This is a genomic window from Serratia sp. 4542, from assembly GCF_016805595.1.
GTDB lineage: Bacteria > Pseudomonadota > Gammaproteobacteria > Enterobacterales > Enterobacteriaceae > Serratia > Serratia nevei.
The window spans coordinates 70,852-95,361 of sequence record NZ_RXKV01000012.1; the positions used below are offsets into that span (position 1 = coordinate 70,852).

General features: G+C 60.0%; 26 protein-coding genes. 8 read left to right on the forward strand and 18 right to left on the reverse strand.

Annotated elements, in window-relative coordinates; translation table 11 throughout:
- Positions 1 to 46 precede the first annotated feature (46 nt).
- The 5 genes from EKL15_RS19065 to cpxR all read right to left on the reverse strand — a co-directional run bounded on the left by EKL15_RS19065 (position 47) and on the right by cpxR (position 4,264).
- Complete coding sequence (locus tag EKL15_RS19065; RefSeq protein ID WP_038872629.1) at positions 47 to 718, reverse strand: DUF3313 domain-containing protein; 672 nt, start codon at positions 716 to 718, stop codon at positions 47 to 49.
- Between the two features lie 104 nt (positions 719 to 822).
- Positions 823 to 1,596 (reverse strand): CHAD domain-containing protein, encoded by a 774-nt coding sequence (locus EKL15_RS19070; RefSeq protein ID WP_203090223.1) that lies wholly within the window; start codon positions 1,594 to 1,596, stop codon positions 823 to 825.
- 61 nt (positions 1,597 to 1,657) lie between these two features.
- Complete coding sequence (gene trmL, locus EKL15_RS19075; protein ID WP_004931130.1) at positions 1,658 to 2,131, reverse strand: tRNA (uridine(34)/cytosine(34)/5-carboxymethylaminomethyluridine(34)-2'-O)-methyltransferase TrmL; 474 nt, start codon at positions 2,129 to 2,131, stop codon at positions 1,658 to 1,660.
- Between the two features lie 43 nt (positions 2,132 to 2,174).
- Positions 2,175 to 3,569 carry an envelope stress sensor histidine kinase CpxA gene (cpxA, locus tag EKL15_RS19080; RefSeq protein WP_047729612.1) on the reverse strand — a complete coding sequence of 465 codons (1,395 nt, stop codon included), beginning with the start codon at positions 3,567 to 3,569 and terminating at the stop codon, positions 2,175 to 2,177.
- On the reverse strand, positions 3,566 to 4,264 hold the full coding sequence (gene cpxR, locus EKL15_RS19085; RefSeq protein ID WP_004931124.1) for an envelope stress response regulator transcription factor CpxR: 699 nt from the start codon (positions 4,262 to 4,264) through the stop codon (positions 3,566 to 3,568). Before cpxR ends, cpxA begins: the two co-directional genes overlap by 4 nt.
- A 148-nt stretch (positions 4,265 to 4,412) precedes the next feature.
- Here cpxR and cpxP point away from each other — a divergent pair, with 148 nt between their 5' ends.
- The 4 genes from cpxP (at position 4,413) to EKL15_RS19105 (ending at position 8,297) form a co-directional block, all read left to right on the forward strand.
- Entirely contained in the window at positions 4,413 to 4,892 is a 480-nt protein-coding gene (gene cpxP / locus EKL15_RS19090) for a cell-envelope stress modulator CpxP (RefSeq protein WP_004931122.1), read from the forward strand.
- A 132-nt stretch (positions 4,893 to 5,024) separates the two neighbouring features.
- On the forward strand, positions 5,025 to 5,927 hold the full coding sequence (fieF, locus tag EKL15_RS19095) for a CDF family cation-efflux transporter FieF (protein ID WP_033649885.1): 903 nt from the start codon (positions 5,025 to 5,027) through the stop codon (positions 5,925 to 5,927).
- A gap of 231 nt (positions 5,928 to 6,158) precedes the next feature.
- The gene (pfkA, locus tag EKL15_RS19100) at positions 6,159 to 7,121 is read left to right on the forward strand and encodes a 6-phosphofructokinase (RefSeq protein ID WP_004931116.1); all 963 of its coding nucleotides are present in this window, start codon (positions 6,159 to 6,161) and stop codon (positions 7,119 to 7,121) included.
- 186 nt (positions 7,122 to 7,307) lie between these two features.
- Positions 7,308 to 8,297, forward strand: a complete 990-nt coding sequence (locus tag EKL15_RS19105) for a sulfate ABC transporter substrate-binding protein (RefSeq protein ID WP_038872640.1) — start codon at positions 7,308 to 7,310, stop codon at positions 8,295 to 8,297.
- A 65-nt stretch (positions 8,298 to 8,362) separates the two neighbouring features.
- Here the strand turns inward: EKL15_RS19105 and tpiA are convergent, their stop codons facing one another.
- Together tpiA and EKL15_RS19115 are read right to left on the reverse strand one after the other, a co-directional pair.
- The gene (tpiA, locus tag EKL15_RS19110; RefSeq protein WP_004931113.1) at positions 8,363 to 9,130 is read right to left on the reverse strand and encodes a triose-phosphate isomerase; all 768 of its coding nucleotides are present in this window, start codon (positions 9,128 to 9,130) and stop codon (positions 8,363 to 8,365) included.
- A 128-nt stretch (positions 9,131 to 9,258) separates the two neighbouring features.
- Positions 9,259 to 9,843 carry a DUF1454 family protein gene (locus tag EKL15_RS19115; RefSeq protein WP_047729614.1) on the reverse strand — a complete coding sequence of 195 codons (585 nt, stop codon included), beginning with the start codon at positions 9,841 to 9,843 and terminating at the stop codon, positions 9,259 to 9,261.
- Between the two features lie 199 nt (positions 9,844 to 10,042).
- Here EKL15_RS19115 and EKL15_RS19120 point away from each other — a divergent pair, with 199 nt between their 5' ends.
- Entirely contained in the window at positions 10,043 to 10,462 is a 420-nt protein-coding gene (locus EKL15_RS19120) for a DUF805 domain-containing protein (RefSeq protein ID WP_047729615.1), read from the forward strand.
- A gap of 11 nt (positions 10,463 to 10,473) precedes the next feature.
- Here the strand turns inward: EKL15_RS19120 and fpr are convergent, their stop codons facing one another.
- Both fpr and EKL15_RS19130 read right to left on the reverse strand, forming a co-directional pair.
- A complete protein-coding gene (fpr, locus tag EKL15_RS19125) occupies positions 10,474 to 11,220 on the reverse strand; it encodes a ferredoxin--NADP(+) reductase (protein ID WP_203090226.1) in 747 nt (248 codons plus the stop codon).
- 3 nt (positions 11,221 to 11,223) lie between these two features.
- Complete coding sequence (locus tag EKL15_RS19130; protein WP_047729617.1) at positions 11,224 to 11,835, reverse strand: metalloregulator ArsR/SmtB family transcription factor; 612 nt, start codon at positions 11,833 to 11,835, stop codon at positions 11,224 to 11,226.
- Positions 11,836 to 12,132: 297 nt separating this feature from the next.
- On the opposite strand from EKL15_RS19130, the gene emrD reads away from it, so the two are divergent.
- Entirely contained in the window at positions 12,133 to 13,317 is a 1,185-nt protein-coding gene (gene emrD / locus EKL15_RS19135; protein ID WP_004931102.1) for a multidrug efflux MFS transporter EmrD, read from the forward strand.
- 134 nt (positions 13,318 to 13,451) lie between these two features.
- Positions 13,452 to 14,426, forward strand: coding sequence for a dicarboxylate transporter/tellurite-resistance protein TehA (gene tehA, locus EKL15_RS19140; RefSeq protein WP_060424970.1), 975 nt, complete (start codon positions 13,452 to 13,454; stop codon positions 14,424 to 14,426).
- Between the two features lie 40 nt (positions 14,427 to 14,466).
- Here the strand turns inward: tehA and glpX are convergent, their stop codons facing one another.
- The 3 genes from glpX to EKL15_RS19155 form a co-directional block, all read right to left on the reverse strand.
- Positions 14,467 to 15,477, reverse strand: coding sequence for a class II fructose-bisphosphatase (glpX, locus tag EKL15_RS19145; protein WP_060441465.1), 1,011 nt, complete (start codon positions 15,475 to 15,477; stop codon positions 14,467 to 14,469).
- A 128-nt stretch (positions 15,478 to 15,605) separates the two neighbouring features.
- Positions 15,606 to 17,114: a glycerol kinase GlpK gene (gene glpK, locus EKL15_RS19150; RefSeq protein WP_203090242.1), complete on the reverse strand. Its 1,509-nt coding sequence runs from the start codon at positions 17,112 to 17,114 to the stop codon at positions 15,606 to 15,608.
- A 42-nt stretch (positions 17,115 to 17,156) separates the two neighbouring features.
- Positions 17,157 to 18,002, reverse strand: coding sequence for an MIP/aquaporin family protein (locus EKL15_RS19155; protein ID WP_038872721.1), 846 nt, complete (start codon positions 18,000 to 18,002; stop codon positions 17,157 to 17,159).
- 524 nt (positions 18,003 to 18,526) lie between these two features.
- Here EKL15_RS19155 and zapB point away from each other — a divergent pair.
- Positions 18,527 to 18,766, forward strand: a complete 240-nt coding sequence (gene zapB, locus EKL15_RS19160) for a septal ring assembly protein ZapB (protein ID WP_004931092.1) — start codon at positions 18,527 to 18,529, stop codon at positions 18,764 to 18,766.
- 60 nt (positions 18,767 to 18,826) lie between these two features.
- Here zapB and rraA read toward each other — a convergent pair whose 3' ends face one another.
- From rraA to cytR, 6 genes are all read right to left on the reverse strand, one after another.
- Entirely contained in the window at positions 18,827 to 19,312 is a 486-nt protein-coding gene (gene rraA / locus EKL15_RS19165; RefSeq protein WP_038872664.1) for a ribonuclease E activity regulator RraA, read from the reverse strand.
- 75 nt (positions 19,313 to 19,387) lie between these two features.
- Entirely contained in the window at positions 19,388 to 20,305 is a 918-nt protein-coding gene (locus EKL15_RS19170; protein WP_100397030.1) for a 1,4-dihydroxy-2-naphthoate polyprenyltransferase, read from the reverse strand.
- A 96-nt stretch (positions 20,306 to 20,401) separates the two neighbouring features.
- Positions 20,402 to 21,736, reverse strand: a complete 1,335-nt coding sequence (hslU, locus tag EKL15_RS19175) for an HslU--HslV peptidase ATPase subunit (RefSeq protein WP_025304663.1) — start codon at positions 21,734 to 21,736, stop codon at positions 20,402 to 20,404.
- 12 nt (positions 21,737 to 21,748) lie between these two features.
- Positions 21,749 to 22,279, reverse strand: coding sequence for an ATP-dependent protease subunit HslV (gene hslV / locus EKL15_RS19180; RefSeq protein WP_004931085.1), 531 nt, complete (start codon positions 22,277 to 22,279; stop codon positions 21,749 to 21,751).
- Positions 22,280 to 22,381: 102 nt separating this feature from the next.
- Positions 22,382 to 23,317 (reverse strand): cell division protein FtsN, encoded by a 936-nt coding sequence (gene ftsN / locus EKL15_RS19185; protein ID WP_087762548.1) that lies wholly within the window; start codon positions 23,315 to 23,317, stop codon positions 22,382 to 22,384.
- A 65-nt stretch (positions 23,318 to 23,382) separates the two neighbouring features.
- Positions 23,383 to 24,411 (reverse strand): DNA-binding transcriptional regulator CytR, encoded by a 1,029-nt coding sequence (cytR, locus tag EKL15_RS19190; protein ID WP_038872675.1) that lies wholly within the window; start codon positions 24,409 to 24,411, stop codon positions 23,383 to 23,385.
- Positions 24,412 to 24,510: the final 99 nt, after the last annotated feature.

Sequence of the window (24,510 nt, forward strand, 5' to 3'; positions counted from 1 at the left end):
CCATTCAGGGGGAGCTTCGGCTCCCCCTGTGTTTTTCAGGCGGCGGTCAGCCCTGTTTCGGGAAGTTGGTGATATCGGTAACGATGTCGTCGATCGCCGCCTTGACGTCATCCGCCGTGACCGGCGTGCTGTCGTTGTTGACGGTTTTGCCGTAAGCCTTGCGTACCACTTCCATCACCGTTTTACCGGTATCCTGGTCGATCAGCTCGCCTTCGATATACAGCGCGGTATTTTGCGTCCGGTGCCCGGTCGCCGCCATGGTGCTGGCAACGACCGCCGCGACCGGTACCACCTCATAGAACTTCATGTCTTCGTTTTCGGCGGAAACGGCGGTGATGGCGAGTTTGGCTACTAATACACGTGAGCCTGCCGGGCTGGGCAGAATGGTGAAGCGGTTCTGTAGCGCGGCTTTAATCCGCTGGGTCGCATACGCCTTGATTTTGTTCAGCGTGTCCTGGCTGACGCGCGTGGTCGGTTTTTCCGCCGGGAAATAGACCACCGGTTGGAAATAGAGGCCGCGGTAGTTGGATTCCTTGTAGTTTGGATCTATCCAGCGCAGCGTTTTATGGCCGCTTGGCGAGGTGGTTTCCTGCAGCTTGCTGTAATCGGACAAGAAGCCCGAATATTGAGACGTTTGGGTGACTTTGGACGAACAGCCCGCCAGCAACAGGCCCGCTGCCAGAACCGCCATGGCAACGCTCAAGCGTTGTTTCTTCATATGGTTTCCTATGATGAGTGGTGATTACCCTTACAAAACATAGCGCATTATCTGTGCCTCATCGGGCATTTTCGGGGCCGGGCGTGCCCTGCCGTGGCCTTTTTTCAGGATCGTGATGCGCCGCCGGTTTTCGCCGCCAGCGCCGGTGATAAGGCGGCGAGTAGGGTATCCGCTCTGGCCAGCGCCTGGCGTTGCTCAACTTGCCATAGGGGCAACAACGGCCAGAGATCCGCCTGATGCTCGGCCTGCAGGCACCAGACCTCCCGATCGTGCCAGTCGCCGAGGGCGTTTTGCGCCGCTTTGAGGCCCGTCGTCGCTTCGGCAGAGAGGGGAAGGCGTTGCGGATAGGCTTCGGCGGCGTAACGCAGGCGTTTTATCAGCAGCCGCAGACGGTGGCGATCGTAGCCGGTATCGGCCAATGCCCGGCGCAGCTGCCGCTGTTGGCGCTGCAGGCGCCGGTTCAGGCGGTATTTGGCGGTGCGTCGCGCGGTGCGGCGGAAGCGGCGCGGCCAGGCGTGCAACAGCGAGGGAAAGTCGATGAGCTGCGGATGGGCGAGCAGTTGACGGCAGCGAGCCTGAAGATCGCTCCGGCGCACGTTGGCCTGCCAATCGAGGCGATGGCTTGCCAGTTCGGCGATCAGCACCTCGAGATCGCGCAGCGGCGTCGTGAGCCTGCCCAACTCGGCGGCGGCCCGATCGAGCCGCGTTGCGCCGGGGCAGCCGCGCAACGGGCGCAGCAGGCTGCGAATGCGGCGCAGACAGACGCGCAGGTCGTGCAGCGCTTCGCTGTCTTGCGCCTGCTGCAGCCGCAGCAGCGCCTCGTTCAGCGCCGTCTCGAGGCGGCGAAGCTGGGTGACAATATCCTCGATGAAAGCCATGTGCCGTTCCTGGAAAGAACATCGCAGCGATGATGCTTCCAGTATGGCGCGTCGTCGCGGATTATGCCTTGATCAGCGCGCCGGCATAGTCCAGCTGCCGCCAGGCCTCATACACCACCACCGATACGGCATTCGACAGGTTCATGCTGCGGCTTTGCGCCTGCATCGGGATGCGGATTTTTTGCTGCGCAGGCAGCGCATCGAGGATGTCGGCGGGCAACCCGCGCGTTTCCGGGCCGAACAGCAGGTAGTCGCCGGCCTGATAGCTGACGGCGCTGTGCGCCGGCGTGCCTTTGGTGGTCAGGGCAAACAGCCGCTGTGGGTTTTCGGCGGCGAGAAAGGCAGCGTAATCGGCATGGCGGCTGACGCGGGTGAACTCATGATAGTCCAACCCGGCGCGGCGCAGGCGCTTGTCGTCCCACGGGAATCCCAGCGGTTCGATCAGGTGCAGGTTAAAGCCGGTATTGGCACACAGGCGGATGATATTGCCGGTGTTGGGTGGAATTTCGGGTTCAAATAAAACGATGTTCAGCATGTTGCAGGCCCCTCGTGAACGAGGGGCGCAGGATAGCAAACTCTTACTGTTCTGTCTTAGTCGACAGACGTTGATGATGCAGCGGCAGCCACAGCACCAGCCGCAGGCCGCCAAGCGGGCTGTCTTCGGCCTTCACCCAGCCGCGATGCTGGTTGACTGCCGCTTCGACGATCGCCAAGCCGAGGCCGGTGCCGCCGGATTCGCGGTCGCGCGCTTCATCGGTGCGGTAGAACGGACGGAAGATCTGCTCGCGATCTTCGGCGCTGACGCCGGGGCCGTCGTCGTCAACCTCGATGGTCACGCCCTGATTGTCGGCGCTGAACGCCACGGCAATGCGGGTGTGCGAATAACGCAGGGCATTGCGCACGATGTTTTCCAACGCGCTGTCCAGCGCACTCGCGTTGCCGAACAGCGTCCACGGGCCGGGCGGCGCGGTGATCTCCAACTGCTTGCCCATCTGTTCCGCTTCGAAACGGGCATTGTCCAGCACGTCGGCCCACAGGTCGTTGGCCTTCAGCTGCTCGCGCGCCAGCTCGCCTTTTTGCTGCCCGCGCGACAGCGCCAGCAGATCGTTGATCATCGAATCCAGCCGCTGCGCTTCGGTTTCGATGCGCGCCAGCTCGTGGCCTTCACCATGGCGGCGACGCATCAACGCGGTGGCCAGCTGCAGGCGCGTCAGCGGCGTGCGCAGCTCGTGCGAGATGTCCGAGATCAGCCGTTGCTGCGCGTTCATCATGCGCTCCAGCGCGCTGACCATCTGGTTGAAGCTGGCGCCGGTGGCCAGAAACTCCTGCGGGCCGGCCTCCAGTTCCGGATGCTGCTTCAGGTTGCCACGCGCCACGTCATCGGCGGCGTTCTTCAGCTTGCGTGCCGGTTTCGCCAGGCTCCAGGCCAGCCACAGCAGCAGCGGGGCGCTGATCAGCATGGTGACGATCAGCAGCAGCAGCGGCCGGTCGAACATCAGGTTGATGAAATCGGATTGCGGGCTGTTGGCGGGGCGGATCAGGTACAGCTGGTAGTTGTCTTCGCCGTCGCGCACCGCGAACGGCCCGACCAGCTCGACGCGACCGTACTTTTTCTTCTTCGGATGATCTGAATTATCGGATTGGCCGATGAAGTTGCGGACGATCTGCATTTCATTGCGCTGCGCGCCGATCACCCGGCCTTCGCTGGTGACCAGCAGCAGGCGTTGGCCCGGCGGCGCCCATTTGTCGATGGCGCGGAACAGGCGGCGCCACCACATCAGATCGTTGGCCGGATCGTTTTGCAACTCGGCCTCGACGTGCTGTTCCAGCATCAACCCCTGCCGCTGCTCGCTGTCGAGCAGCGAGGTCATTTGGCGGGAGTCGAGCTTGGGCACCATCAGCACCAACATTAGCACCAGGGCTAACGTGAACCAGAAAATGGCGAAGATGCGTGCCGTCAAACTGTTGATCATGTTGCAGATACCATCAAATAACCCCGCCCGCGCAGGGTTTTGAACCACGGATGCCCGTCTTTGCGATCCGGCAGCTTACGCCGCAGGTTGGAAATGTGCATGTCGATGGCGCGATCGAACGGGGTCAGGCGTTTGCCCAGCACTTCCTGGCTCAGCAGTTCGCGCGACACCACCTGGCCGAGATGCTGCGCCAGCAGGTAAAGCAGGGTGAATTCGGTGCCGGTCAGATCCAGTACCTGACCGTCGAAGCTGGCCTCCTGGCGGCCGGGGTTGAGCTGCAGGCCATCGACATCCAGCGTCGGGGCGCCGCTGTCGACCTGCTGCTGCTGTTCGCTCCAGTTGGAACGGCGCAGAATGGCGCGAATGCGCGCGACCAGTTCGCGATCGTTGAAGGGTTTCGGCAGGTAATCATCGGCGCCCAGCTCCAGACCCAGCACGCGGTCCAGTTCGCTGCCGCGCGCGGTCAGCATGATGACCGGCGTCTGGTGATGTTGGCGCAGTTCTTTCAGCGTATCGATGCCGTTTTTCTTCGGCATCATGATGTCGAGCAGCAGCAGGTCGACGGAGCTGTCCAGCAGCGACAACGCCTGCTCGCCATCGTGCGCGACGACGATATTAAAACCTTCCATTTCAAGCAGTTCTTTTAACAGCGAGGTCAACTCGCGGTCGTCGTCAACTAACAGAATCTTGTTCATTATGATTTACCTCCAGACGCAAAATACGTCATCAACTGTTGCCATTCCATGACTTTACGTAGTTTTACATGCACTGACGCAGGTTTTCAGGTGTAGCGGTACACTGCTCCTCGTTGATTCGCAAAGTGAGAAAGCTTGAGGAGTTGAAATGCGTAAGGTGACCGCATTAGTTATGGCATCACTGCTGGCAATTGGTTCGACCGCTGCCTTCGCTGCCGACACTATACCGGACACAGCCCAACCTCCCGGCAACGACGCGATGACCCGAATACCCGGCCAGCACCATATGTTCGACGGTGTCAGCCTCAGTGAACAGCAGCGCCAGCAAATGCGCGATTTGATGCGCCAGGCCCGGCACGATCTGCCTGGTGTCAATGTAGCTGAAATGGAAGCCATGCATAAACTGGTGACCGCAGAGAAATTTGACGAAGCCGCCGTGTATGCCCAGGCGGAAAAGATGGCCCAACAGCAGGTAAAACGCCAGGTCGAAATGGCCCGGGTGCGCAACCAAATGTATAACCTGCTGACGCCAGAGCAAAAAAGTGTTTTAGACCAGAAACATCAGCAGCGTATGCAGCAGATGGAGCAACAAATTTCTGGTTTGCAGCAAGCTTCTGCCCAGAAGTGAAGTACGACTGAGTAGTCCCCTGTTTTTCCTTGCCATAGACACCATCCCTGTCTTCCCCGCCATGATGGCGGGGTTTTTTTTATCCGACATTTCGCTATATTGAGCGCCACACCTTTTGACCGGGATCCCTTCATGGAACAGCGCTATGCACGCCTGGTAAAGTCCGCTGCGTTGGCCGCTACCGCGCTGGCGTCGTCGCTGCTGTTGATCAAAATCGTCGCCTGGTACCACACCGGTTCGGTCAGCCTGCTGGCGGCGCTGGTGGATTCGCTGGTCGATATTGCCGCCTCGCTGACCAACCTTCTGGTGGTGCGCTATTCGCTGCAGCCGGCCGATGCCGAGCACACCTTTGGCCACGGCAAAGCGGAATCGCTGGCGGCGCTGGCGCAAAGCATGTTTATTTCCGGCTCCGCCCTGTTTCTGTTCCTCACCGGCTTCCAGCATTTGTATGCGCCGCAAACGCTGCGCGATCCCGGCGTCGGGATCGTCGTGACGGTGATCGCGTTGATCAGCACCCTAATTCTGGTCACCTATCAACGTTGGGTGGTCAGAAAAACGCGCAGCCAGGCAGTGCGCGCAGATATGCTGCATTATCAGTCAGATGTCATGATGAATGGTGCTATTCTTATCGCTCTTGGGCTAAGCTGGTACGGCTTCCAGCGGGCGGACGCGCTGTTCGCGCTGGGCATCGGCGTTTACATCCTGTATAGCGCGCTGCGCATGGGCTACGAAGCGGTGCAGTCGCTGCTGGATCGGGCGTTGCCGGATGACGAACGCCAGGCGATTATCGAGGTGGTTTCCTCTTGGCCCGGGGTGAAAGGCGCGCACGATCTGCGCACGCGGCAGTCGGGGCCGACGCGTTTCATCCAGCTGCATCTGGAGATGGAAGACACGCTGCCGCTGCGTGAGGCGCATCGGTTGGCCGATCAGGTGGAACAGGCGTTGCGGCACCGTTTTGCGGGGGCAGACGTCATCATTCACCTGGATCCGTGCTCCGTGGTGCCACCGGGTAGGCAGGGGCATTGGGAGCTATAATCAGATAGAGGCATAGATCGAAGTATTATCATGAATATCTGAGTTAGCTCAGCGTGCCATGCGGTATTTTTACCGTTATATTGCGTGACTTGAATCAATTCAGCTGGGTGTTTTTGATATAATATCCAGCAATAAGCCGTAAAGCTGGTTTTCTGCAGCCGGAGAGGTTTCAAGACGATCGGCGGAGACAGAATTCTTAAGAAATTGCATCTACACAGTTCAGAGGTAGTCATGATCAAGAAAATCGGTGTACTGACGAGCGGCGGTGATTCGCCGGGTATGAACGCTGCAATCCGCGGCGTTGTGCGTTCTGCGCTTTCAGAAGGTCTGGAAGTTTTTGGTATTTACGATGGCTACCTTGGCTTGTACGAAGATCGCATGGAGCAGCTGGACCGCTATAGCGTGTCCGACATGATCAACCGCGGCGGCACCTTCCTCGGCTCGGCCCGCTTCCCGGAGTTCAGGGATGAAAACGTGCGCGCCAAGGCGATTGAAAACCTGAAGAATCGCGGCATCGACGCGCTGGTGGTGATCGGCGGCGACGGTTCCTACATGGGCGCCAAACGCCTGACGGAAGAAGGCTTCCCGTGCATCGGCCTGCCGGGCACCATCGATAACGACGTTGCCGGCACCGACTACACCATCGGTTACTTCACCGCGCTGGAAACCGTGGTGGAAGCGATTGACCGCCTGCGCGATACCTCCTCTTCGCACCAGCGTATCTCCATCGTGGAAGTGATGGGCCGTTACTGCGGCGATCTGACGCTGGCGGCGGCGATTGCCGGCGGTTGCGAATTCATCGTGCTGCCTGAAATCGAATTCAACCGCGAAGATCTGGTGTGCGAAATCAAGGCCGGTATCGCCAAGGGTAAAAAACACGCCATCGTGGCGATCACCGAGCACATCTGCGACATCGATGAGCTGGCGCGCCACATCGAACAGGAAACCAAGCGTGAAACCCGCGCCACCGTGCTGGGCCACATTCAACGCGGCGGTTCACCGGTTGCCTACGACCGTATCCTGGCCTCGCGCATGGGTGCCTACGCCATCGAGCTTCTGCTGCAGGGCTACGGCGGCCGCTGCGTCGGTATCCAGAACGAAAAAATGGTGCATCACGACATCATCGACGCGATCGAAAACATGAAGCGTCCGTTCAAGGGCGACTGGCTGGAAACGGCGAAAAAACTGTACTGATATGCCGCTCACCGCACGACAGAAAAGCCTCCGCTTGCGGGGGCTTTTTTATGCCCGTCGGCGATATATTCCGGAATCATCTATCCCAAAATTTTTTATTCTTTAATTGCCGGGAAAGTTTCTGGCAGGCTCTGATGCTAAATCAACCGATTGAGGTTGCGCTTAATTTTCTGGGAGAGCCTGTCGATGCGTAAATGGGGTGTTGGTCTGACATTGGTGCTGTTGGCGTCCGGCGCCATGGCGAAGGATATTCAACTGCTGAACGTGTCATACGATCCGACGCGTGAGTTCTATCAGGCTTACAACACGGCATTCAGCAAGCACTATCAGGCGGAAACCGGCGACAAGGTGACGGTGCGCCAGTCGCATGGCGGCTCCGGCAAACAGGCGACCTCGGTGATCAACGGCATCGAGGCCGACGTGGTGACGTTGGCGCTGGCCTATGACGTCGACGCCATCGCCGAACGCGGGCGTATCGAGAAAGACTGGATCAAACGCCTGCCGGACAACTCGGCGCCTTACACCTCGACCATCGTCTTCCTGGTGCGCAAAGGCAACCCGAAACAAATTCACGACTGGCCCGATCTGCTCAAGCCGGGTGTGTCGGTGATCACCCCGAACCCGAAAACCTCCGGCGGTGCCCGCTGGAACTACCTGGCCGCCTGGGGCTACGCGTTGCACCACAACAACAACGATAAGGCCAAGGCGCAGGAGTTCGTCAAAAACCTGTACAAGAACGTCGAAGTGCTGGATTCCGGCGCGCGCGGCTCGACCAACACCTTCGTTGAGCGCGGCATCGGCGACGTGCTGATCGCCTGGGAAAACGAAGCGCTGCTGGCGGAGAAAGAGCTCGGTAAAGACAAGTTCGAGATTATCACCCCGAGTGAATCGATCCTGGCCGAACCGACGGTGTCGGTAGTGGATAAGGTGGTCGATAAACGCGGTACCCGCGATGTGGCGACCGCCTACCTGAAGTATCTGTATTCGCCGGAAGGGCAGACCATCGCGGCACAGCACTATTATCGTCCGCGCGATGCGGCGGTGGCGGCCAAGTTTGCCGGGCAGTTCCCACAGCTGAAGCTGTTCACCGTGGATGACACCTTCGGCGGCTGGACCGAAGCGCAGAAGGTGCACTTCGCCACCGGCGGCGTGTTCGATGAGATCAGCAAACGCTGATGCCGGCTGAGCGGCAATAAAAAACCCCGGCTTGCCGGGGTTTTTTTATGGCAAGCCTAAGGCAATCAGGCTTTTTTCGCTGCGGCAGCGGCTTTGACGATCACGGCGAAAGCGTCGGCTTTCAGCGAGGCGCCGCCAACCAGCGCGCCGTCGATGTCCGGCTGAGAGAACAGCTCTGCGGCGTTCTTGTCGTTCACCGAACCGCCGTACTGGATGATGATTTCAGCGGCAACCGCGGCATCGTGTTTGGCGATGTGGTCACGGATAAATTTGTGCACGGCCTGCGCCTGCGCAGGGGTAGCGGACTTGCCGGTACCGATGGCCCAGACCGGCTCATAGGCGATCACGGTGCCTTTCATCGCCGGTGCGCCCAGCGTTTTCAGCACGGCGTCGATCTGGCGCGCACACACTTCTTCAGTTTTGCCCGCAGCGTTTTCCGCTTCGGTTTCACCGATGCACAGTACCGGGATCAGGCCGGCTTCTTTCAGCACGGCGAATTTCTCGGCGATGACTTCGTCGCTCTCTTTGTGGTAGGTGCGACGCTCGGAGTGGCCGATGATGATGTACTGGGCGCCGACGTCTTTCAGCATGTTGGCGGAAACTTCACCGGTGAAGGCGCCGGACAGGTTAACGTCCACGTTCTGCGCGCCCAGCGCGATGCGGCTGCCGGCCAGCGCGTGCTTGGCCTGATCCAGATACATCACCGGCGGGGCGATGGCGACGCCACAGCCGTCAACGCTGCTCAGCTCATTGCGCAGGCCGGCGATCAGTTCGTTGACCATGTGGGTGCTGCCGTTAAGCTTCCAGTTACCCATAACTAATGGATGACGCATGTTTTTTTCCTCCAACTAGAAAACGCGAGAGTCGAAATGACAACTGCCGGACCGGCAGTTTACCTGCCCAACAGTATAGAGATCATTAAGCGCGAAGGCTTTGCTTTTCGTCATTAAATGCCGCGCCGTTACGGCTCGGAAAGCGCCAGCTTAATCGGTTCAACCGCGAAGGTTACGCCTTTATCGCCGTTGTCCGAGACGACATAGCGAATGGCGCCGACCTGCTGTTGGTAAAAGCGCGACCCTTTGCCTTTTTCCAGCAGGCTGTTCACCTTGTTCTGGCTCTGTTCCACCGTCAACGCCGGTTCGAACTGGCGCATCAGCGCCGCCATGTAGCTGATGGCGATGGCGCGCGCGGCTTTTTCTTCATTGGCCTGCTGCAGCGGCAGGTGAGTGATCTGCAACGTTTTGATTTTACCGGTGCCTTTCTCCAGCGCGGTGGAGGCGTACAGGTTTTCGTTGAGTTTGCTGGCGGCGCGCGTCAGCAGCGGCGAATCGTCTTCGGCGGCGGGAATGGCGCGGAATTCGCCAATCGGCAGCTTCGGGTTATCGCGGTTGTATTTTTCGCGGAATTTGACCACCGTCAGATCGAACGTCGGTGCCCCGGCCAGCAGGTAAGGTGCGGCGGGCGTCGCATCGGCGGGCGGCGGATCGGCCCAGGCGCTGGCGGCCACCTGAAGCAGGCAGGCGATGACGAGGGTTTTTCTCAGCATGGCGTATGGCATCAAGGACAAAGATGGCTCCGATTAAAGCGATAACCCGCGGGGCTTGTCAAAGATCCCACGCCATTATCGGTTCGCTGACGAGAAAGCTGTGCGGCGCACCGCGTTATGCGAGGCGGAAAACTCGGCCCGGCAGCGCCTATGTTACACTGCGGCGCAGAATATGGGCAGGCTTAGAGCGCAGGAATCGATGACGTTACAACAGTGGTGTTTTTCTTTTAAGGGCCGCATCGGGCGGCGCGACTTCTGGATTTGGATGGGGCTGTGGTTGGCGCTGATGGCGGCGGCGTTTACGCTGGCCAATTATCAGCTGGTCGCCATCCAATCCATCGCCTTCTTTATCGTGGCGCTGCTGTGGCCGACGGCGGCGGTGCTGGTCAAGCGCCTGCACGATCGCAACAAGGCCGGCTGGTGGGCGCTGCTGCTGATCCTGGCGTGGATGCTGGCGGCGGGGAACTGGCAGATGCTGGCGCCGATCTGGCAATGGGGCGTCGGGCGTTTCATTCCGACGCTGATTATCGTGATGATGATGATCGATCTGGGGGCCTTCGTCGGCACGCCGGGAGATAACCGGTTCGGCCCGGAAGCCGAACCGGTGAAGTTCCGCTGACCCTCGCCGGGTTACCAGTAGTGTTCGCTGGTGATGTGGCCCGGCTTGCGGCGCAGGTGCTTGCGCATCTGGCGGTGGTCTTTCAGCGTTTGCTGGGTGTCCCGCACCATTTGCGGGTTGCCGCACAGCATCACGTGGCTGGTTTCGGCGTCGATAGTCAAACCGATCGCCGCTTCCAGCCGTCCGTCCTCGATCAGCGCCGGTACGCGGCCGGTCAATGAGCCGGGCGCCTCTTCGCGGCTGACGACGGTCTGGATGCGCAGCTTGCCGTTGTAGCGTTGCTGCAGTTGCTGCATCAGCGGCAGGTAGCTCAGGTCACGCGCAAAGCGCGCGGCATGCACCAGCACCAGGTTGTTGAAGCGCTCCAGGCCGGCGCCCTGCTGCAGAATCGATAAATAGGGGCCGATGGCGGTGCCGGTCGCCAGCATCCACAGCGTATCGCAGTCGGGCACCTCGTCCAGCACGAAGAAGCCGGCCGCTTCTTTGGTTACCATCACGTCCGAGCCCGGCTGCAGCTGACTGAGGCGCGGGCTCAGCTTGCCTTCCGGCACGGTGACCAGATAGAACTCCAGATTGGCGTCGTCGGGGGCATTGACGTAGGAGTAGGCGCGTTGCACCCGTTCGCCGTCGATCTCCAGCGCCAGCTTGGCAAATTGCCCGGCGGTGAAAGGATCGATGGGGGCATTGACCACCAGGCTGAACAGCCCGCCGGTCCATTGTTTTACCTGCGTAACCTTGCCGTTTACCCATTCAGCCATACTCTAAAGCTCCCGTGGTCGAATCAAATAAGCACAATGTCGTGAGCCGGAAATGGCGTGCGCGGTGCGCTCTACCCGGTAGTCGTTGCCGAACAGGCGGTGAAACAGCTGCAGCTCGGAATTGCACAGGCTGCTGCAGCTGGAACCGGCCACGCCGATCGGGCAGTGGTTTTCCACCAACAGCGCGCCGTGCGGGTGGTCGAACAATTCGGCCATGTAACCGTCGTGTTGCCGCAGGCGCACCAGGCGGGCTAACCGGTCCTGATGGCTGCGCTCGGCGGACAGCTCTTCGGCATAACGCAGATAAAGCTGCTCTTCGCGCGCGTTGAGCAACGGCTCCACCCCGGCGCCGCCAAACAGCTGCAGCGCGGATGCCCGCAGCCGCTCCTGATCGGCGGCGGCAAAGGCGTGCCCTCGCTCGGTCAGCGACCAGTAGCGCGTCGGGCGGCCGACCTTGCTGCGCGCTTCTTCGTAACAAACCAACTCACGTTTTTCCAGGGATTGCAGATGTTGTCGGATGCCCATCGGCGTAATGTCCAGACGCTCCGCCAGCATTTTGGCCGAGTGCGGGCCGAGAGCCTTTAACTGCAATAAAATCAGCTCAGGTGTTTTCATGAACCAAATCCCTATGGTGTTATTTTATTTCAAGTTGATGAAAAGAATTATCGATTAAATGCTAAAGCGCGGCTACTGCAAGGGCGCTATTTTTAACTCCAAAGCGTTAGACGTACAGTTTAATTTACGAGCCTGGTCGGGTTTGCTGCCAGTGTGACCTGGATCAATATCTGCCTGAAACTCGCTAAAAAAATCAGATTTGATTAGTTTATGCCGCCATAGAGGGCTGCTCGCCGTTCTGGCTGCTGCAACGGCCATACCGGGACGCTGTGACGGGTTGAAACGTTAACGAAGATAATGAGAAAACTAGAGAATTTTCACCTGCTGGTGATGCTTATCCTGTTGGTCGCCGTCGGTCAGATGGCGCAAACCATTTATGTTCCCGTGATTGCTGATATCGCCCACGATCTGTCGGTTCGCACCGGCGCCGTGCAACGGGTGATGGCGGCGTATCTGCTGACCTACGGTTTCTCCCAGCTGATTTACGGTCCGATATCGGACCGTATCGGACGTCGTCCGGTGATCCTGACCGGCATGATGATCTTCCTGGTCGGTGCGCTGGGCGCGCTGCTGTCCACCAACCTGACGATGCTGGTCGCCGCCAGCGCGATTCAGGGCATGGGCACCGGCGTGGCGGGCGTGATGGCGCGCACCATGCCGCGCGATCTGTATGCCGGCACCGCGCTGCGCTACGCCAATAGCCTGTTGAACATGGGGATTCTGGTTAGCCCGCTGCTGGCGCCGGTGATCGGCGGCGCATTGGCAATGGTGTTCGGCTGGCGCGCCTGTTATGCCTTCCTGTTGGCGCTGTGCGCCTGCGTCGCCTTCGCCATGTTTCGCTGGTTGCCGGAGACCCGCCCGGTGCAGACGGAAAAACGCCGCATGCTGGCCAGTTTTCGCCAGCTGCTGGGCGACAGCACTTTCAGCTGCTATCTGGTGATGCTGATCGGCGCGCTGGCGGGGATTGCGGTATTCGAGGCCAGCTGCGGCGTGTTGATGGGCGGCGTGTTGGGGCTGAGCGGTCTGACCGTCAGCATCCTGTTCATTCTGCCGATCCCGGCGGCGTTTTTCGGCGCCTGGTACGCCGGGCGCGACGGCAAGACCTTCCACACCCTGATGTGGCATTCGGTGATTAGCTGCCTGCTGGCGGGGGCGATGATGTGGATCCCGGGCTGGTTCGGCGTGATGAACATCTGGACGCTGATCGTGCCGGCCGCGCTGTTCTTCTTCGGCGCCGGCATGCTGTTCCCGCTGGCGACCACCGGGGCGATGGAGCCGTTCCCTTACCTGGCCGGCGCGGCGGGCGCGCTGGTGGGCGGCATGCAGAACATGGGATCGGGGCTCGCGACCTGGCTTTCCGCCATGCTGCCGCAAACCGGGCAGTTCAGCCTCGGATTGCTGATGTTCGCGATGGCGCTGCTGATCCTGCTGTGCTGGTGGCCGCTGTCCAACCGGATGCAACATCAGGGGCATACCGCATAACCCTCTTCCTGAACCGGCGCAGGCCTTAGTCTTGCAAGACGACTAAGGCCCTGCCGCCGGTTTGACCCAGGTTATTACTGCGCTGAGGCGATCGGTATACACTTTACCGACAGTATTTTTCCGGGTTATTCGCTATGTCATCACTGCAGTGCATTCAACGTGTTCCCGTCGGCTTCTTTGGGATGGTTCTGGGGGTTTTCGGCCTCGGCAGCGCCTGGCGATACGCCGCCACGCTCGGCTATGGGCCCGGCTGGCTGGGTGAGTCGCTCATCTTTCTCGGCAGTGCTATCTGGCTGGCGTTGGCGCTGATCTATCTCTGCCGCTGCCTGATTGACCCACGCGCGGTGCGTGACGAGTTTCGCAGCAACACTCAGTTCAGTTTTATCAGCCTGCTTCCGGCAGGCGGCGTGTTGGTGTCCATCGGTTTGCACCCCTACAGCCTGCCGCTGGCGAATGGGCTGATGGTCGCGGGCTCCGTCGGCCAGCTCATCTTCTCGGCCTGGCGCTGTGCGCCGTTGTGGCGCGGCGAGTTCGCGTCGGAGGCCACGACGCCGGGATTCTACCTGCCGACGGTGGCCGCTAACTTTATCTGCGCGATGGCGTTTGGCACCGCCGGCCACCCTGATATCGGCATGATGTTTCTTGGCGCCGGTTTGATTTCATGGCTGACCCTCGAACCCGCCATTATCCACCGTCTGCGCACCAAGGCCGCGCTGCCGGCCGCCGCCCGCGGCGTTATCGGTATTCAGCTGGCTCCGGCCTTTGTCGCCTGCTACGCGTGGTTATGCGTCAATGGCAACGACTTCGATACGTTCGCCTTAATCCTGTTGGGCTACGGCCTGCTGCAGCTGTTTTTTATGTTCCGGTTGGTGCGTTGGTTTTTTGCCGGTGGCTTCAGCCCGGGCATGTGGGCTTTCTCGTTCGGCTTATCGGCGATGGCGAACGCGTCGCTGCGGTTGTTGCAGAGCCAGCGCGGGGCAGATATGCAAGTGCTGGCCTGGGGGCTGTTCGCGTTGGCTAACCTGCTGCTCGTCGGCCTGATGGTGAAGACGCTGTGGCTGCTGTTGCGTGGGAAACTGCTGCCCGCCAAAACGCCGGTGGCGGGATGAACCCGCCCTCAGCGGCTACTGGGGGCGGTCTCTTGTCGGCTTACAGCAAAAACTCGTGCAGCGCCGGGTCTTTGCGATCCAGATAGTGGGTCGAACGGATGCGGCGGATGGTGCGTGACTTGCCGCGGATCAGCAGGGTTTCGGTCGTGGCCATGTTGCCCTGGCGGCTGATACCCTCCAGCAGATCGCCCTTGGTGATGCCGGTGGCGGAGAAGATCACGTTGTCGTTGCGCGCCATCTGGTCCATGCGCAGCACCTGACCGGCCTCGATACCCATTTCCCGGCAGCGCGCCAGCTCCTGTTCGCCGATGCGGCGGTTCTCGGCGCTGTCGCCTTTCACTTCATGGCGCGGCAGCAAACGCGCCTGCATGTCGCCGTCCAGCGCGCGGATCACCGCAGCTGAGATCACCCCTTCCGGCGCGCCGCCGATGCCATACATCACATCGACCTCGCTTTCCGGCATGCAGGTGAGAATGGAGGCCGCCACGTCGCCGTCAGGAATGGCGAACACCCGCACGCCCAGCTGCTGCATCTGCGCGATGACGCCGTCGTGGCGCGGTTTGGCCAAGACGATCACCGTCAGCTGCGACAGCGGTTTGCCCAGCCGTGCGGCGACGTTCTGCAGGTTCTCCGCCAGCGGCAGGTCGAGATCGATGGCGCCGCGCGCCGCCGGGCCGACCACCAGCTTCTCCATGTACATGTCCGGCGCGTGCAGGAAGGTGCCGCGATCGCCCACCGCCAATACCGCCAGCGCATTCGACTGGCCCATGGCGGTCATGCGGGTGCCTTCGATCGGATCGACCGCGATGTCGACCGCGTCGCCCTGGCCGGTGCCGACCTGTTCGCCGATATACAGCATCGGCGCTTCGTCGATCTCGCCTTCGCCGATCACGATGCGGCCATCGATATCCACTTTGTTGAGCATGATGCGCATGGCGTGGACCGCCGCGCCGTCGGCGGCGTTCTTGTCGCCGCGTCCCAGCCATTTGTAGCCCGCCAGCGCGGCGGCTTCGGTAACGCGGGAAAATTCGATGGCTAATTCACGTTTCATGGCAAACCTGTCTGTGAGAAAGGGAAGAAAATATCGGCAAAGTCTATCACAGCACGGTGGCGGCGGGGCGGGGCAAAAAAAAGCGCCGCCCGCAGGCAGCGCTTGTTGGAGAAACGGCAGCGTCGAGATTACTCGTGATCTTCCCATGCCTGAGCACGAGCCACCGCTTTTTTCCAGCCGCTGTAGCGGTAGTTGCGTTCGGTGGTTTCGATGCTTGGGCGGAATTCGCGCTCAATCATCGCTTTGCTCTTCACTTCATCCAGATCGTTCCAGTAGCCGATGGCCAGGCCCGCCAGGAACGCGGCACCCAGCGCCGTCGATTCACGCACCTCAGGGCGTTCTACGCGGGTGCCGAGGATATCGGACTGGAACTGCATCAGGAAGTTGTTGGCGACCGCGCCACCGTCCACGCGCAGCGATTGCAGGCGGGTGTTGGCGTCGGCCTGCATGGCGTCCAGCACGTCACGGGTCTGGAAGGCGATGGATTCCAGCGTGGCTCGGATGATGTGGTTGCTGTTGGCGCCACGGGTCAGGCCGAAGATGGCGCCGCGGGCATACGGATCCCAGTAAGGGGCGCCCAGGCCGGTAAAGGCCGGCACCACATAGACGCCGTTGCTGTCTTTCACCTTGGTGGCGAAGTATTCGGAGTCGGCGGCGTCGCTGATCAGTTTCAGCTCATCGCGCAGCCACTGGATAGACGCACCGCCGATGAACACCGCGCCTTCCAGCGCATAGTTCACTTCGCCGCGCGGGCCGCAGGCGATGGTGGTCAGCAGGCCGTTTTTCGAGCGCACCGCTTCTTTGCCGGTGTTCATCAGCAGGAAGCAGCCGGTGCCGTAGGTGTTCTTCGCCATGCCCGGTTGAACGCACAGCTGGCCGTACAGCGCTGCCTGCTGGTCACCGGCGATACCGGCGATAGGAATACGCGTACCGCCCTTACCGCCGATGTTGGTCTGGCCGTACACCTCGGAGGAAGGACGGACTTTCGGCAGCATGGCGCGCGGGATATCCAGCACTTCCAGCATGCGCTCATCCCAGTCCAGCTCGTGGATGTTGAACATCATGGTGCGTGAGGCGTTGGTGTAATCGGTAACGTGTACGCGGCCCTGGGTCATTTTCCACACCAGCCAGGTATCGACGGTGCCGAACAGCAGTTCGCCGCGCTTGGCGCGCTCGCGGGCGCCTTCGACGTTGTCCAGGATCCACTTCACCTTGGTGCCGGAGAAGTACGGGTCAACCACCAGGCCGGTGTTGTGACGGATGTACTCTTCCAGGCCGTCGCGCTTGAGCTTCTCGCAGATGTCGGCGGTGCGGCGGCACTGCCAGACGATGGCGTTGTAAATCGGCTTGCCGGTCTCTTTTTCCCAGACGATGGTGGTTTCGCGCTGGTTGGTGATGCCAATGCCGGCGATCTGATCGGAACTGATGTCGGCTTTCGCCAGCACTTCTACCAGCGTCGAGCTTTGCGACGCCCAGATCTCCATCGGGTCGTGCTCAACCCAGCCGGCCTTTGGATAGATCTGCGGGAATTCGCGCTGCGATACCGCAACGATGTTGGCGTCGTGATCGAGCACGACGGCGCGTGAACTGGTGGTCCCTTGGTCGAGTGCGACAATGTATTTTTTTTCTACAGTCATGGTAATTATCCTGCTGTTGTTAACCGTGTAAAACTGCACCCATCACGCTTTGCGCTGCTGGGTCTTGGCATCAGGCTCTTCTTCCGTCACGCAGACGTCGCACGGCAGGTGGCGGCCAATCAGCGCGCGGTAACCGAAAGCGCCCAGGCCACAGCCGACGATAGGGGCGAAGATCGGCACCAGGAAGTACGGGATGTCCCGTGCGCCGGTGAAGGCGACTTTGCCCCAGCCGGCCAGGTAGGCAAACAGTTTCGGCCCGAAGTCACGCGCCGGGTTCAACGCAAAGCCGGTCAATGGTCCCATGGAGGCGCCGATCACGGCAATCAGAATACCGATCAGCAGCGGGGCCAGCGGGCCGCGCGGAATGCCGTTGCCGTCGTCGGTCAGCGCCAGGATCAGGCACATCAGAATGGCGGCGATCACCGTTTCTACCAGGAAGGCCTGGCCGACGGAGATGTGCGCGTTAGGGTAAGTCGAGAAGATGCCCGCCAGTTCGAGGCTTTCGTTGCTGCCGCGCACCATGTGGTGAGCCGCTTCAAAGTCGAAGAACAGGTTGTAGTACAGCCCATAGACCAGGGCAGCGGCGCAGAAGGCACCGGCGACCTGTGCAATGATGTAAGGCACCACTTTGCGCCCGTCGAAGCAGGCGAACAGCCACAGAGCGAGGGTGACCGCAGGGTTGAGATGCGCGCCGGAAATGGCGGCGGTCAGATAGATGGCCATGGCGACGCCCAGGCCCCAAATGATGCTGATTTCCCACTGGCCGAAGCTGGCGCCCGCCAGTTTCAGCGCGGCAACGCAGCCTACGCCAAAGAAGATCAGCAGCGCCGTGCCGAGGAACTCGGCGATGCACTGGCCTTTTAATGTCGGACTGGTGGTTTGGCTCATAATGTTGTTGTCCTGCAAAACGGCGGTTGTTGGTTTATAGGCTCAGTTGGGTATACATCCGGCCTATGGGCACAGTTTTTTTCATCTCGTCCAATTATTGAATAAGGACGTGATGTAAATTTATCGTTAACGAACATAAACGAGAAATAGCGAAATCAAAATGTGTGTGGCGCGTCATAAAATTGAGCGATTTCGCGTCGTTTAGTGTTCTTTCTGAGCCATAAAAGTGTGATCTGACCAGTGGTTTGGCGAGGGTTGTTAACAACTCGCGGCGGTGGCGGCGGGGATTTTCAGTTTTTGCTGATGGCGGGGGCAGGAAAATTGCAACAGACTGCGCGATGATCCGGTATGTTGCTAGACAGGCGGAGACTGGCTACTTACAATCGTTTTTAACGAATCGAGACTGGCGCGCCTTCTGTAACGGCGCGCGTCACTGAGCGCGATGCAATATTCGCAGTAGCTGCAGCCGACGTTGCGGCCGCTACTTATAGATGTACGCCTTGCTATCATGAGGGGACTGAAGCATGTCATTTGAAGTATTTGAGAAACTGGAAGCAAAAGTACAGCAGGCGATTGATACCATCACCTTGTTGCAGATGGAAATTGAAGAGCTGAAAGACAAAAACAACTCTCTGTCGCAGGAAGTTCAGGCTGCCTCCGGCAACCACGAAGCGCTGGTGCGCGAAAACCAACAGCTGAAAGAAGAACAGCACGTATGGCAAGATCGCCTGCGCGCTCTGCTGGGCAAAATGGAAGAGGTCTGATTCCTCACGCCATGCAGCAACGAAAAGGGCGCCTCAGGCGCCCTTTTTCATGACCGAAAATCACTCGATGTCGAGCGGGTCTTCGGAGAGGATGATGCCGGTGTTGTCGGCATACAGGTGATCGCCGGAGAAGAAGGTGACTCCACCGAAGTTGACGCGGATATCGCTTTCGCCCACGCCTTCGCTCACGGCACCCACCGGGATCGCCGCCATCGCCTGAATGCCGATGTCGAGTTCTTCCAGATCGTCCACCTGACGCACCGCGCCGTACACCACGATGCCTTCCCATTCGTTCTGGGCGGCCAGGCGCGCCAGTTCGGCGTTGATCAGCGCCCGGCGTACCGAACCGCCGCCGTCGACCAACAGCACGCGGCCGCGGCCGTTTTCTTCAAGCAGATCGAACAACAGGCCGTTATCCTCAAAGCATTTCACCGTGGTGATCTGCCCGCCAAATGAAGTACGCCCGCCAAAATTGGAGAACAGAGGTTCAACAACGTTCACCTCTTCATGATAGATGTCGCAAAGTTCGGAAGTATCGTATTTCATAGGATTTTACGTCTGTTTGCCGCTGGAATGTTCAGTATATCCCTTTATTCGCCCTGTTGGCAAAATCATCAGTTTTTAACTGAGCGCCACGCCGATGGCGAACAGCAGGTTGGCCAGCAACGCCGCCTTGACCATGTGTTCCAGCATCGGCCGCATGCCGACCGGCGTCGGATCGCGCAGCACGCGCAGGCCGTGGCGCACCAGCGGCGGGATCGCCAGCACGAACAGCCAGCCCCACGGGCTGTGGAGATTGAACAGCGTAAACAGCGCGAAACACAGCACCGCGCCGCCGAGCAGCAGGGCATGGTAAATGCGCGCCTTGTGCGGGCCGAGGCGCACCGCCAGCGTGTTCTTGCCGTTTTCGCGATCGCTCTCGATATCGCGCAGATTGTTGATGTTGAGCACCGCCGTCGCCAGCAGGCCACAGGCGGTGGCCGGCAGCATCACGACGCTGTCGAAGGTGTGCGTTTGCAAATAGTAGGTGCCGGCCACGCTCAGCCAGCCGAAGAACACCAGCACCGAGATGTCGCCCAGCCCCAAATACCCGTAGGGCTTGTTGCCGACGGTATAGGTGATGGCCGCCACGATAGACAGCCCGCCCAGCACCAGGAAGCCCACCACGTCGCTGGGTTGCTCGCAGGCGACGGCGATCAGCGAACAGCCGGCGAGGGCAATCAGCACCACCGTCACCACCAGCGCCCGTTTCATCTGCGCCTGGGTGATCATGCCTTTTTGCATGCCGCGCAACGGCCCGATGCGATCTTCATTGTCGCTGCCTTTGACCGCATCGCCGTAGTCGTTCGCCAGGTTGGAGAGGATCTGCAGCAGGCCGGCGGTCAACAGCGCCAGCAGCGCCACTTCAGGTTTCAGGCTGCCGTGCCAGGCGGCGATGGCCGAGCCGACCACGATGGAGGCAAAAGCCAACGGCAGGGTGCGGGGGCGTAGACTTTCCAGCCAGGCGGAGATCGGGGTGGTGGAGGTTGATGAGCTCATGTTTCGCTTCTGTCAGTGAGTTGCGGTGTCCGTTAGAAATAATTGTGGGAGGCAATGCCTCCCACACAGATGACTGACAAGACAATGATTGAGCGATTATAGGATAAAACGACTCAAATCTTCATCCGCCACCAGTTCATCCAGATGACTGCGCACGTAATCCGCATCAATTGTAATGGATTGGCCATTAATTTCACTCGCATCGTAGGAAATATCTTCCATCAGACGTTCCAGCACGGTGTGCAGACGACGCGCGCCGATATTCTCGGTGCTTTCGTTGACCTGCCACGCGGCTTCGGCGATGCGGCGGATGCCGTCGGCGGTGAACTCGATGTTGACGCCTTCGGTGCCCATCAGCGCTTTGTACTGCTCGGTCAGCGACGCGCTCGGCTCGGTCAGGATGCGCTCGAAGTCTTCAGTGGTCAGCGCCTGCAGCTCAACGCGGATCGGCAGACGGCCCTGCAGTTCCGGGATCAGATCCGACGGATTGGCGGTCTGGAACGCGCCGGAAGCGATGAACAGGATGTGGTCGGTCTTCACCATACCGTGCTTGGTCGACACGGTGCAGCCTTCCACCAGCGGCAGCAGATCGCGCTGCACGCCTTCGCGCGAGACGTCCGGGCCGGAGCTCTGGCCGCCGCGCTTACAGATTTTGTCGATCTCGTCGATAAACACGATGCCGTGCTGTTCAACCGCTTCGATCGCCTGCTCTTTCAGCTCTTCCGGGTTCACCAGCTTGGCGGCTTCTTCTTCCACCAGCAGCTTGAAGGCTTCTTTGATCTTCACCTTGCGCGGCTTTTGCTTCTGGCCGCCGAGGTTCTGGAACATCGACTGCAGCTGGTTGGTCATCTCTTCCATGCCCGGAGGCGCCATGATTTCCACGCCCATCGGCGCCGCGGCCAGATCGATTTCGATCTCTTTGTCGTCCAGCTGGCCTTCGCGCAGTTTCTTGCGGAATGCCTGGCGAGCGGCAGACGGCTCCTGATGCTCTTCCGGCTGGCCCCAGTTGTTCTTGGCCGGCGGGATCAGCACGTCGAGAATGCGCTCTTCGGCCAACTCTTCGGCACGGGTGCGGTTTTTCTCGATCGACTGCATGCGCACCATTTTGATGGCGGCATCGGTCAGATCGCGGATGATGGAATCCACTTCTTTGCCCACATAGCCCACTTCGGTGAACTTGGTGGCTTCAACCTTGATGAACGGCGCGTTGGCCAGCTTCGCCAGACGACGGGCGATTTCGGTTTTACCGACGCCGGTCGGGCCGATCATCAGAATGTTTTTCGGGGTCACTTCGTGACGCAGCATCTCGTTGAGCTGCATCCGGCGCCAGCGGTTGCGCAGGGCAATGGCGACAGCGCGTTTGGCCTTGTTTTGGCCAATGATATAGCTGTCCAGTTCGCTGACGATCTCGCGCGGGGTCATTTCAGACATGGTATTCGATCCTTACGCTTTGGAAGGCAATTCTTCAATGGTGTGGAAATGGTTGGTGTAAATACAGATGTCGCCGGCGATGTTGAGGGATTTCTCAACGATGTCGCGGGCGCTCAGCTCGGTATTTTCCAACATGGCGCGGGCTGCGGCCTGGGCGTACGGGCCGCCGGAGCCGATGGCGATCAGATCGTTTTCCGGCTGCACCACATCGCCGTTGCCGGTGATGATCAGCGAGGCGGTTTCATCGGCGACCGCCAGCAGCGCTTCGAGCTTGCGCAACATGCGGTCGGTGCGCCAGTCTTTCGCCAGCTCGACGGCGGCTTTCACCAGGTGGCCCTGATGCATTTCCAGTTTGCGTTCAAACAGTTCAAACAGCGTGAAGGCGTCAGCGGTGCCACCGGCGAAACCGGCGATCACTTTGTCGTTATACAGGCGACGCACTTTCTTGACGTTACCCTTCATCACCGTATTACCCAGGGTTGCCTGGCCATCACCACCGATGACGACCTGGCCGTTGCGGCGTACGCTTACAATTGTTGTCACGAGCAGACCCTCGTTAAAGACGGAAAGAAGTCCCCGCAGCGCCTGCTTTCGCAGACGCTACGAGGCATATTGAGAGTATAGATGGGGGGGGATTGACGCTTTTCAACCCCCAACGGAGAGGGGAATGCAACTCGACATGCCGACGCCCTTCAGGCGCGAAAGGGTTTTGTCCGCGGCGGCACGGCTGCTGTACGGGCCGAGCACCACGCGATTCCAACCGCCGCCGGCGGTGATGCGGCTCTCGATGCCTTCGAACGCCAGGCGCGCACGCACGGATTCAGCCTGATCGGTGGCGCGGAACGAACCGCATTGCACCATCCACTTCTGCTTCGATTCCGGTTTGGTTTCCTGCTTGGCCGTTTCCTGCTTCACTTCCGGTTTGGGCTCCGGCTTCGGTTGCGGCTTCGGCTCAGGCTGTTTCACCTGCACCGGTTGCTGGGTAGTCGGTTTTGGCTGCGGGTGCGGCTGCACCGGCGCGGTAGTGGCCCCGTTGCTGAACGGGTTGCGCGGCGGCTGGCTGACCTGCTGCTGTTGCTGTACCGGCTGCTGCTGCATTTGCTGTTGTTGCATCTGCTGCTGTTGGCGGGTGCTGCGCGCGTTGGCCTGGCCCGGATCGTTATACGGCACTTCGTTCAACTGCGTCGGGCGCTGCTGCATATCGGCCTGCATCTGCTCCAGCAGCTGCCGCTGTTCGGCGGTCAGCTGAGTTTTGGAATTGAGCTCGCCGCCGGCCGTCGGTTCGGTCGGGGTTTGCACGCCGATCTGCCGGTTTTCCAGCTCTTTGATGTAGCGCCAGCGCTCTTCCGGCTTCGGCGGCAGGCCGTTGCCGGGGCGCGTGGTGTGCGCAGGCAACAACGGCGCGTCTTCCGGCTTGTTGTGGGTAATGAAATAGAGGCCACCGACAAAGACAACCAGCAACGCGGCGGCTAACGCCAGCACGGTTTTGGAAACCTTCGGAGAACTGCGTTTTTTACGGCTGGGGGTTTTACGCTTAGCTCCTGCTGCGCGCCCACGGCTTACATAGTCTTTTTGTGCCACTATTATTCCGCTGTGTCCTGATGAGAGGATAAGTCCGTCATGTTACTGAACCCTAAAATATTTGACTAGCGTTTCGGGGCAGCGGTGCTGCCTCTGATAATCAATTCACTGTCCAATAGCCGGGAGCCGCTGGCCACCGTCTGGCCGTTCAACTGCTCCAACAGCAACAACATCGCCTGCTGGCCGATCTGGAAGCGCGGCTGCGCCACCGTGGTCAGCGGCGGATCGCAATACTGCGCCAGCTTGAGGTCATCAAAGCCGACGATCGACAGATCCTGCGGTATCCGCAGCCCCATTTTCTTCGCCTGGGACAGCACGCCGATCGCCATGACGTCGCTGTGGCAGAATACCGCCGTTGGCGGTTTCGGCTGCGCCATCAGCGCCGTCAGCGCTTGCGCGCCGGCTTCGTAGGTAAAATCACCCCGGGTAATATAGCTGCTTTCGACGGTAATGCCATTACGACGTAGCGCTTGAACGTAACCCTGTAGCCGATAATGGCTCAGCGGCATCTGTTCCGGCCCGGCGACGCAGGCGATCTGCCGGTGGCCCAATTGATGCAAATAATGCACGGCTTCAAAGGCGGCGGTCAGGTTGTCGATGTGCACCGTCGGCAGTTCCAGCTCGGGGGCGAACTCGTTGGCCATCACCATCGGCGGCAGGTTGCGCTGTTCTTCCTTGCTGGCGTCGAACGGCAGGTTGGAGCCCAGCAGCAGCATGCCGTCGATCTGTTTGGTGATGATCAGATTGACGAAGGTGCGCTCTTGCTGGTTTTGCTGCGCGCAGTCGCCGATCAGCACCAGATAGCCTTGTTGGGCGGCGGTCTGTTCGATCCCCTGGATCACATCGGCGAAAAACGGATCGCAGATGTCGGGCACGATCACCAGGATGGTGCGGGATTCGTTGCGCTTGATATTGCGTGACAGAGCATGAGGAGAATAACCCACGGCCAGGACGGCCTGTTCCACTTTCTGGCGCGTCGGCGTTGACACCTTTTCCGGGTTCATCAGCGCACGCGATACGGTAGCCGTTGAAACGCCCGCCATTTCGGCGACGTCTTTCATGGTCGCCATGGATAACTCTTTCTTGTGTTCCAACGCCTTTCTCCTTGCGTCAGCCCCATGCCGACGCCACTACTGCTGTTTGCTCACAATGTCCGGCATGCGGTGGCGAGATTGTTGTCATTGAGCGCCACT

Excerpts from the sequence above, each read along its gene's own strand:
- emrD (WP_004931102.1), top strand. The coding sequence starts at position 12,133 with ATGAGAAAACTAGAGAATTTTCACCTGCTGGTGATGCTTATCCTGTTG.
- rraA (WP_038872664.1), bottom strand. The coding sequence starts at position 19,312 with ATGAAATACGATACTTCCGAACTTTGCGACATCTATCATGAAGAGGTG.
- EKL15_RS19070 (WP_203090223.1), bottom strand. The coding sequence starts at position 1,596 with ATGGCTTTCATCGAGGATATTGTCACCCAGCTTCGCCGCCTCGAGACG.
- cpxP (WP_004931122.1), top strand. The coding sequence starts at position 4,413 with ATGCGTAAGGTGACCGCATTAGTTATGGCATCACTGCTGGCAATTGGT.
- glpX (WP_060441465.1), bottom strand. The coding sequence starts at position 15,477 with ATGAAACGTGAATTAGCCATCGAATTTTCCCGCGTTACCGAAGCCGCC.
- EKL15_RS19105 (WP_038872640.1), top strand. The coding sequence starts at position 7,308 with ATGCGTAAATGGGGTGTTGGTCTGACATTGGTGCTGTTGGCGTCCGGC.
- hslU (WP_025304663.1), bottom strand. The coding sequence starts at position 21,736 with ATGTCTGAAATGACCCCGCGCGAGATCGTCAGCGAACTGGACAGCTAT.
- cpxR (WP_004931124.1), bottom strand. The coding sequence starts at position 4,264 with ATGAACAAGATTCTGTTAGTTGACGACGACCGCGAGTTGACCTCGCTG.
- EKL15_RS19120 (WP_047729615.1), top strand. The coding sequence starts at position 10,043 with ATGACGTTACAACAGTGGTGTTTTTCTTTTAAGGGCCGCATCGGGCGG.
- trmL (WP_004931130.1), bottom strand. The coding sequence starts at position 2,131 with ATGCTGAACATCGTTTTATTTGAACCCGAAATTCCACCCAACACCGGC.
- cpxA (WP_047729612.1), bottom strand. The coding sequence starts at position 3,569 with ATGATCAACAGTTTGACGGCACGCATCTTCGCCATTTTCTGGTTCACG.
- EKL15_RS19130 (WP_047729617.1), bottom strand. The coding sequence starts at position 11,835 with ATGAAAACACCTGAGCTGATTTTATTGCAGTTAAAGGCTCTCGGCCCG.
- glpK (WP_203090242.1), bottom strand. The coding sequence starts at position 17,114 with ATGACTGTAGAAAAAAAATACATTGTCGCACTCGACCAAGGGACCACC.
- pfkA (WP_004931116.1), top strand. The coding sequence starts at position 6,159 with ATGATCAAGAAAATCGGTGTACTGACGAGCGGCGGTGATTCGCCGGGT.
- tpiA (WP_004931113.1), bottom strand. The coding sequence starts at position 9,130 with ATGCGTCATCCATTAGTTATGGGTAACTGGAAGCTTAACGGCAGCACC.
- EKL15_RS19065 (WP_038872629.1), bottom strand. The coding sequence starts at position 718 with ATGAAGAAACAACGCTTGAGCGTTGCCATGGCGGTTCTGGCAGCGGGC.
- tehA (WP_060424970.1), top strand. The coding sequence starts at position 13,452 with ATGTCATCACTGCAGTGCATTCAACGTGTTCCCGTCGGCTTCTTTGGG.
- fieF (WP_033649885.1), top strand. The coding sequence starts at position 5,025 with ATGGAACAGCGCTATGCACGCCTGGTAAAGTCCGCTGCGTTGGCCGCT.
- zapB (WP_004931092.1), top strand. The coding sequence starts at position 18,527 with ATGTCATTTGAAGTATTTGAGAAACTGGAAGCAAAAGTACAGCAGGCG.
- EKL15_RS19170 (WP_100397030.1), bottom strand. The coding sequence starts at position 20,305 with ATGAGCTCATCAACCTCCACCACCCCGATCTCCGCCTGGCTGGAAAGT.
- EKL15_RS19155 (WP_038872721.1), bottom strand. The coding sequence starts at position 18,002 with ATGAGCCAAACCACCAGTCCGACATTAAAAGGCCAGTGCATCGCCGAG.
- EKL15_RS19115 (WP_047729614.1), bottom strand. The coding sequence starts at position 9,843 with ATGCTGAGAAAAACCCTCGTCATCGCCTGCCTGCTTCAGGTGGCCGCC.
- fpr (WP_203090226.1), bottom strand. The coding sequence starts at position 11,220 with ATGGCTGAATGGGTAAACGGCAAGGTTACGCAGGTAAAACAATGGACC.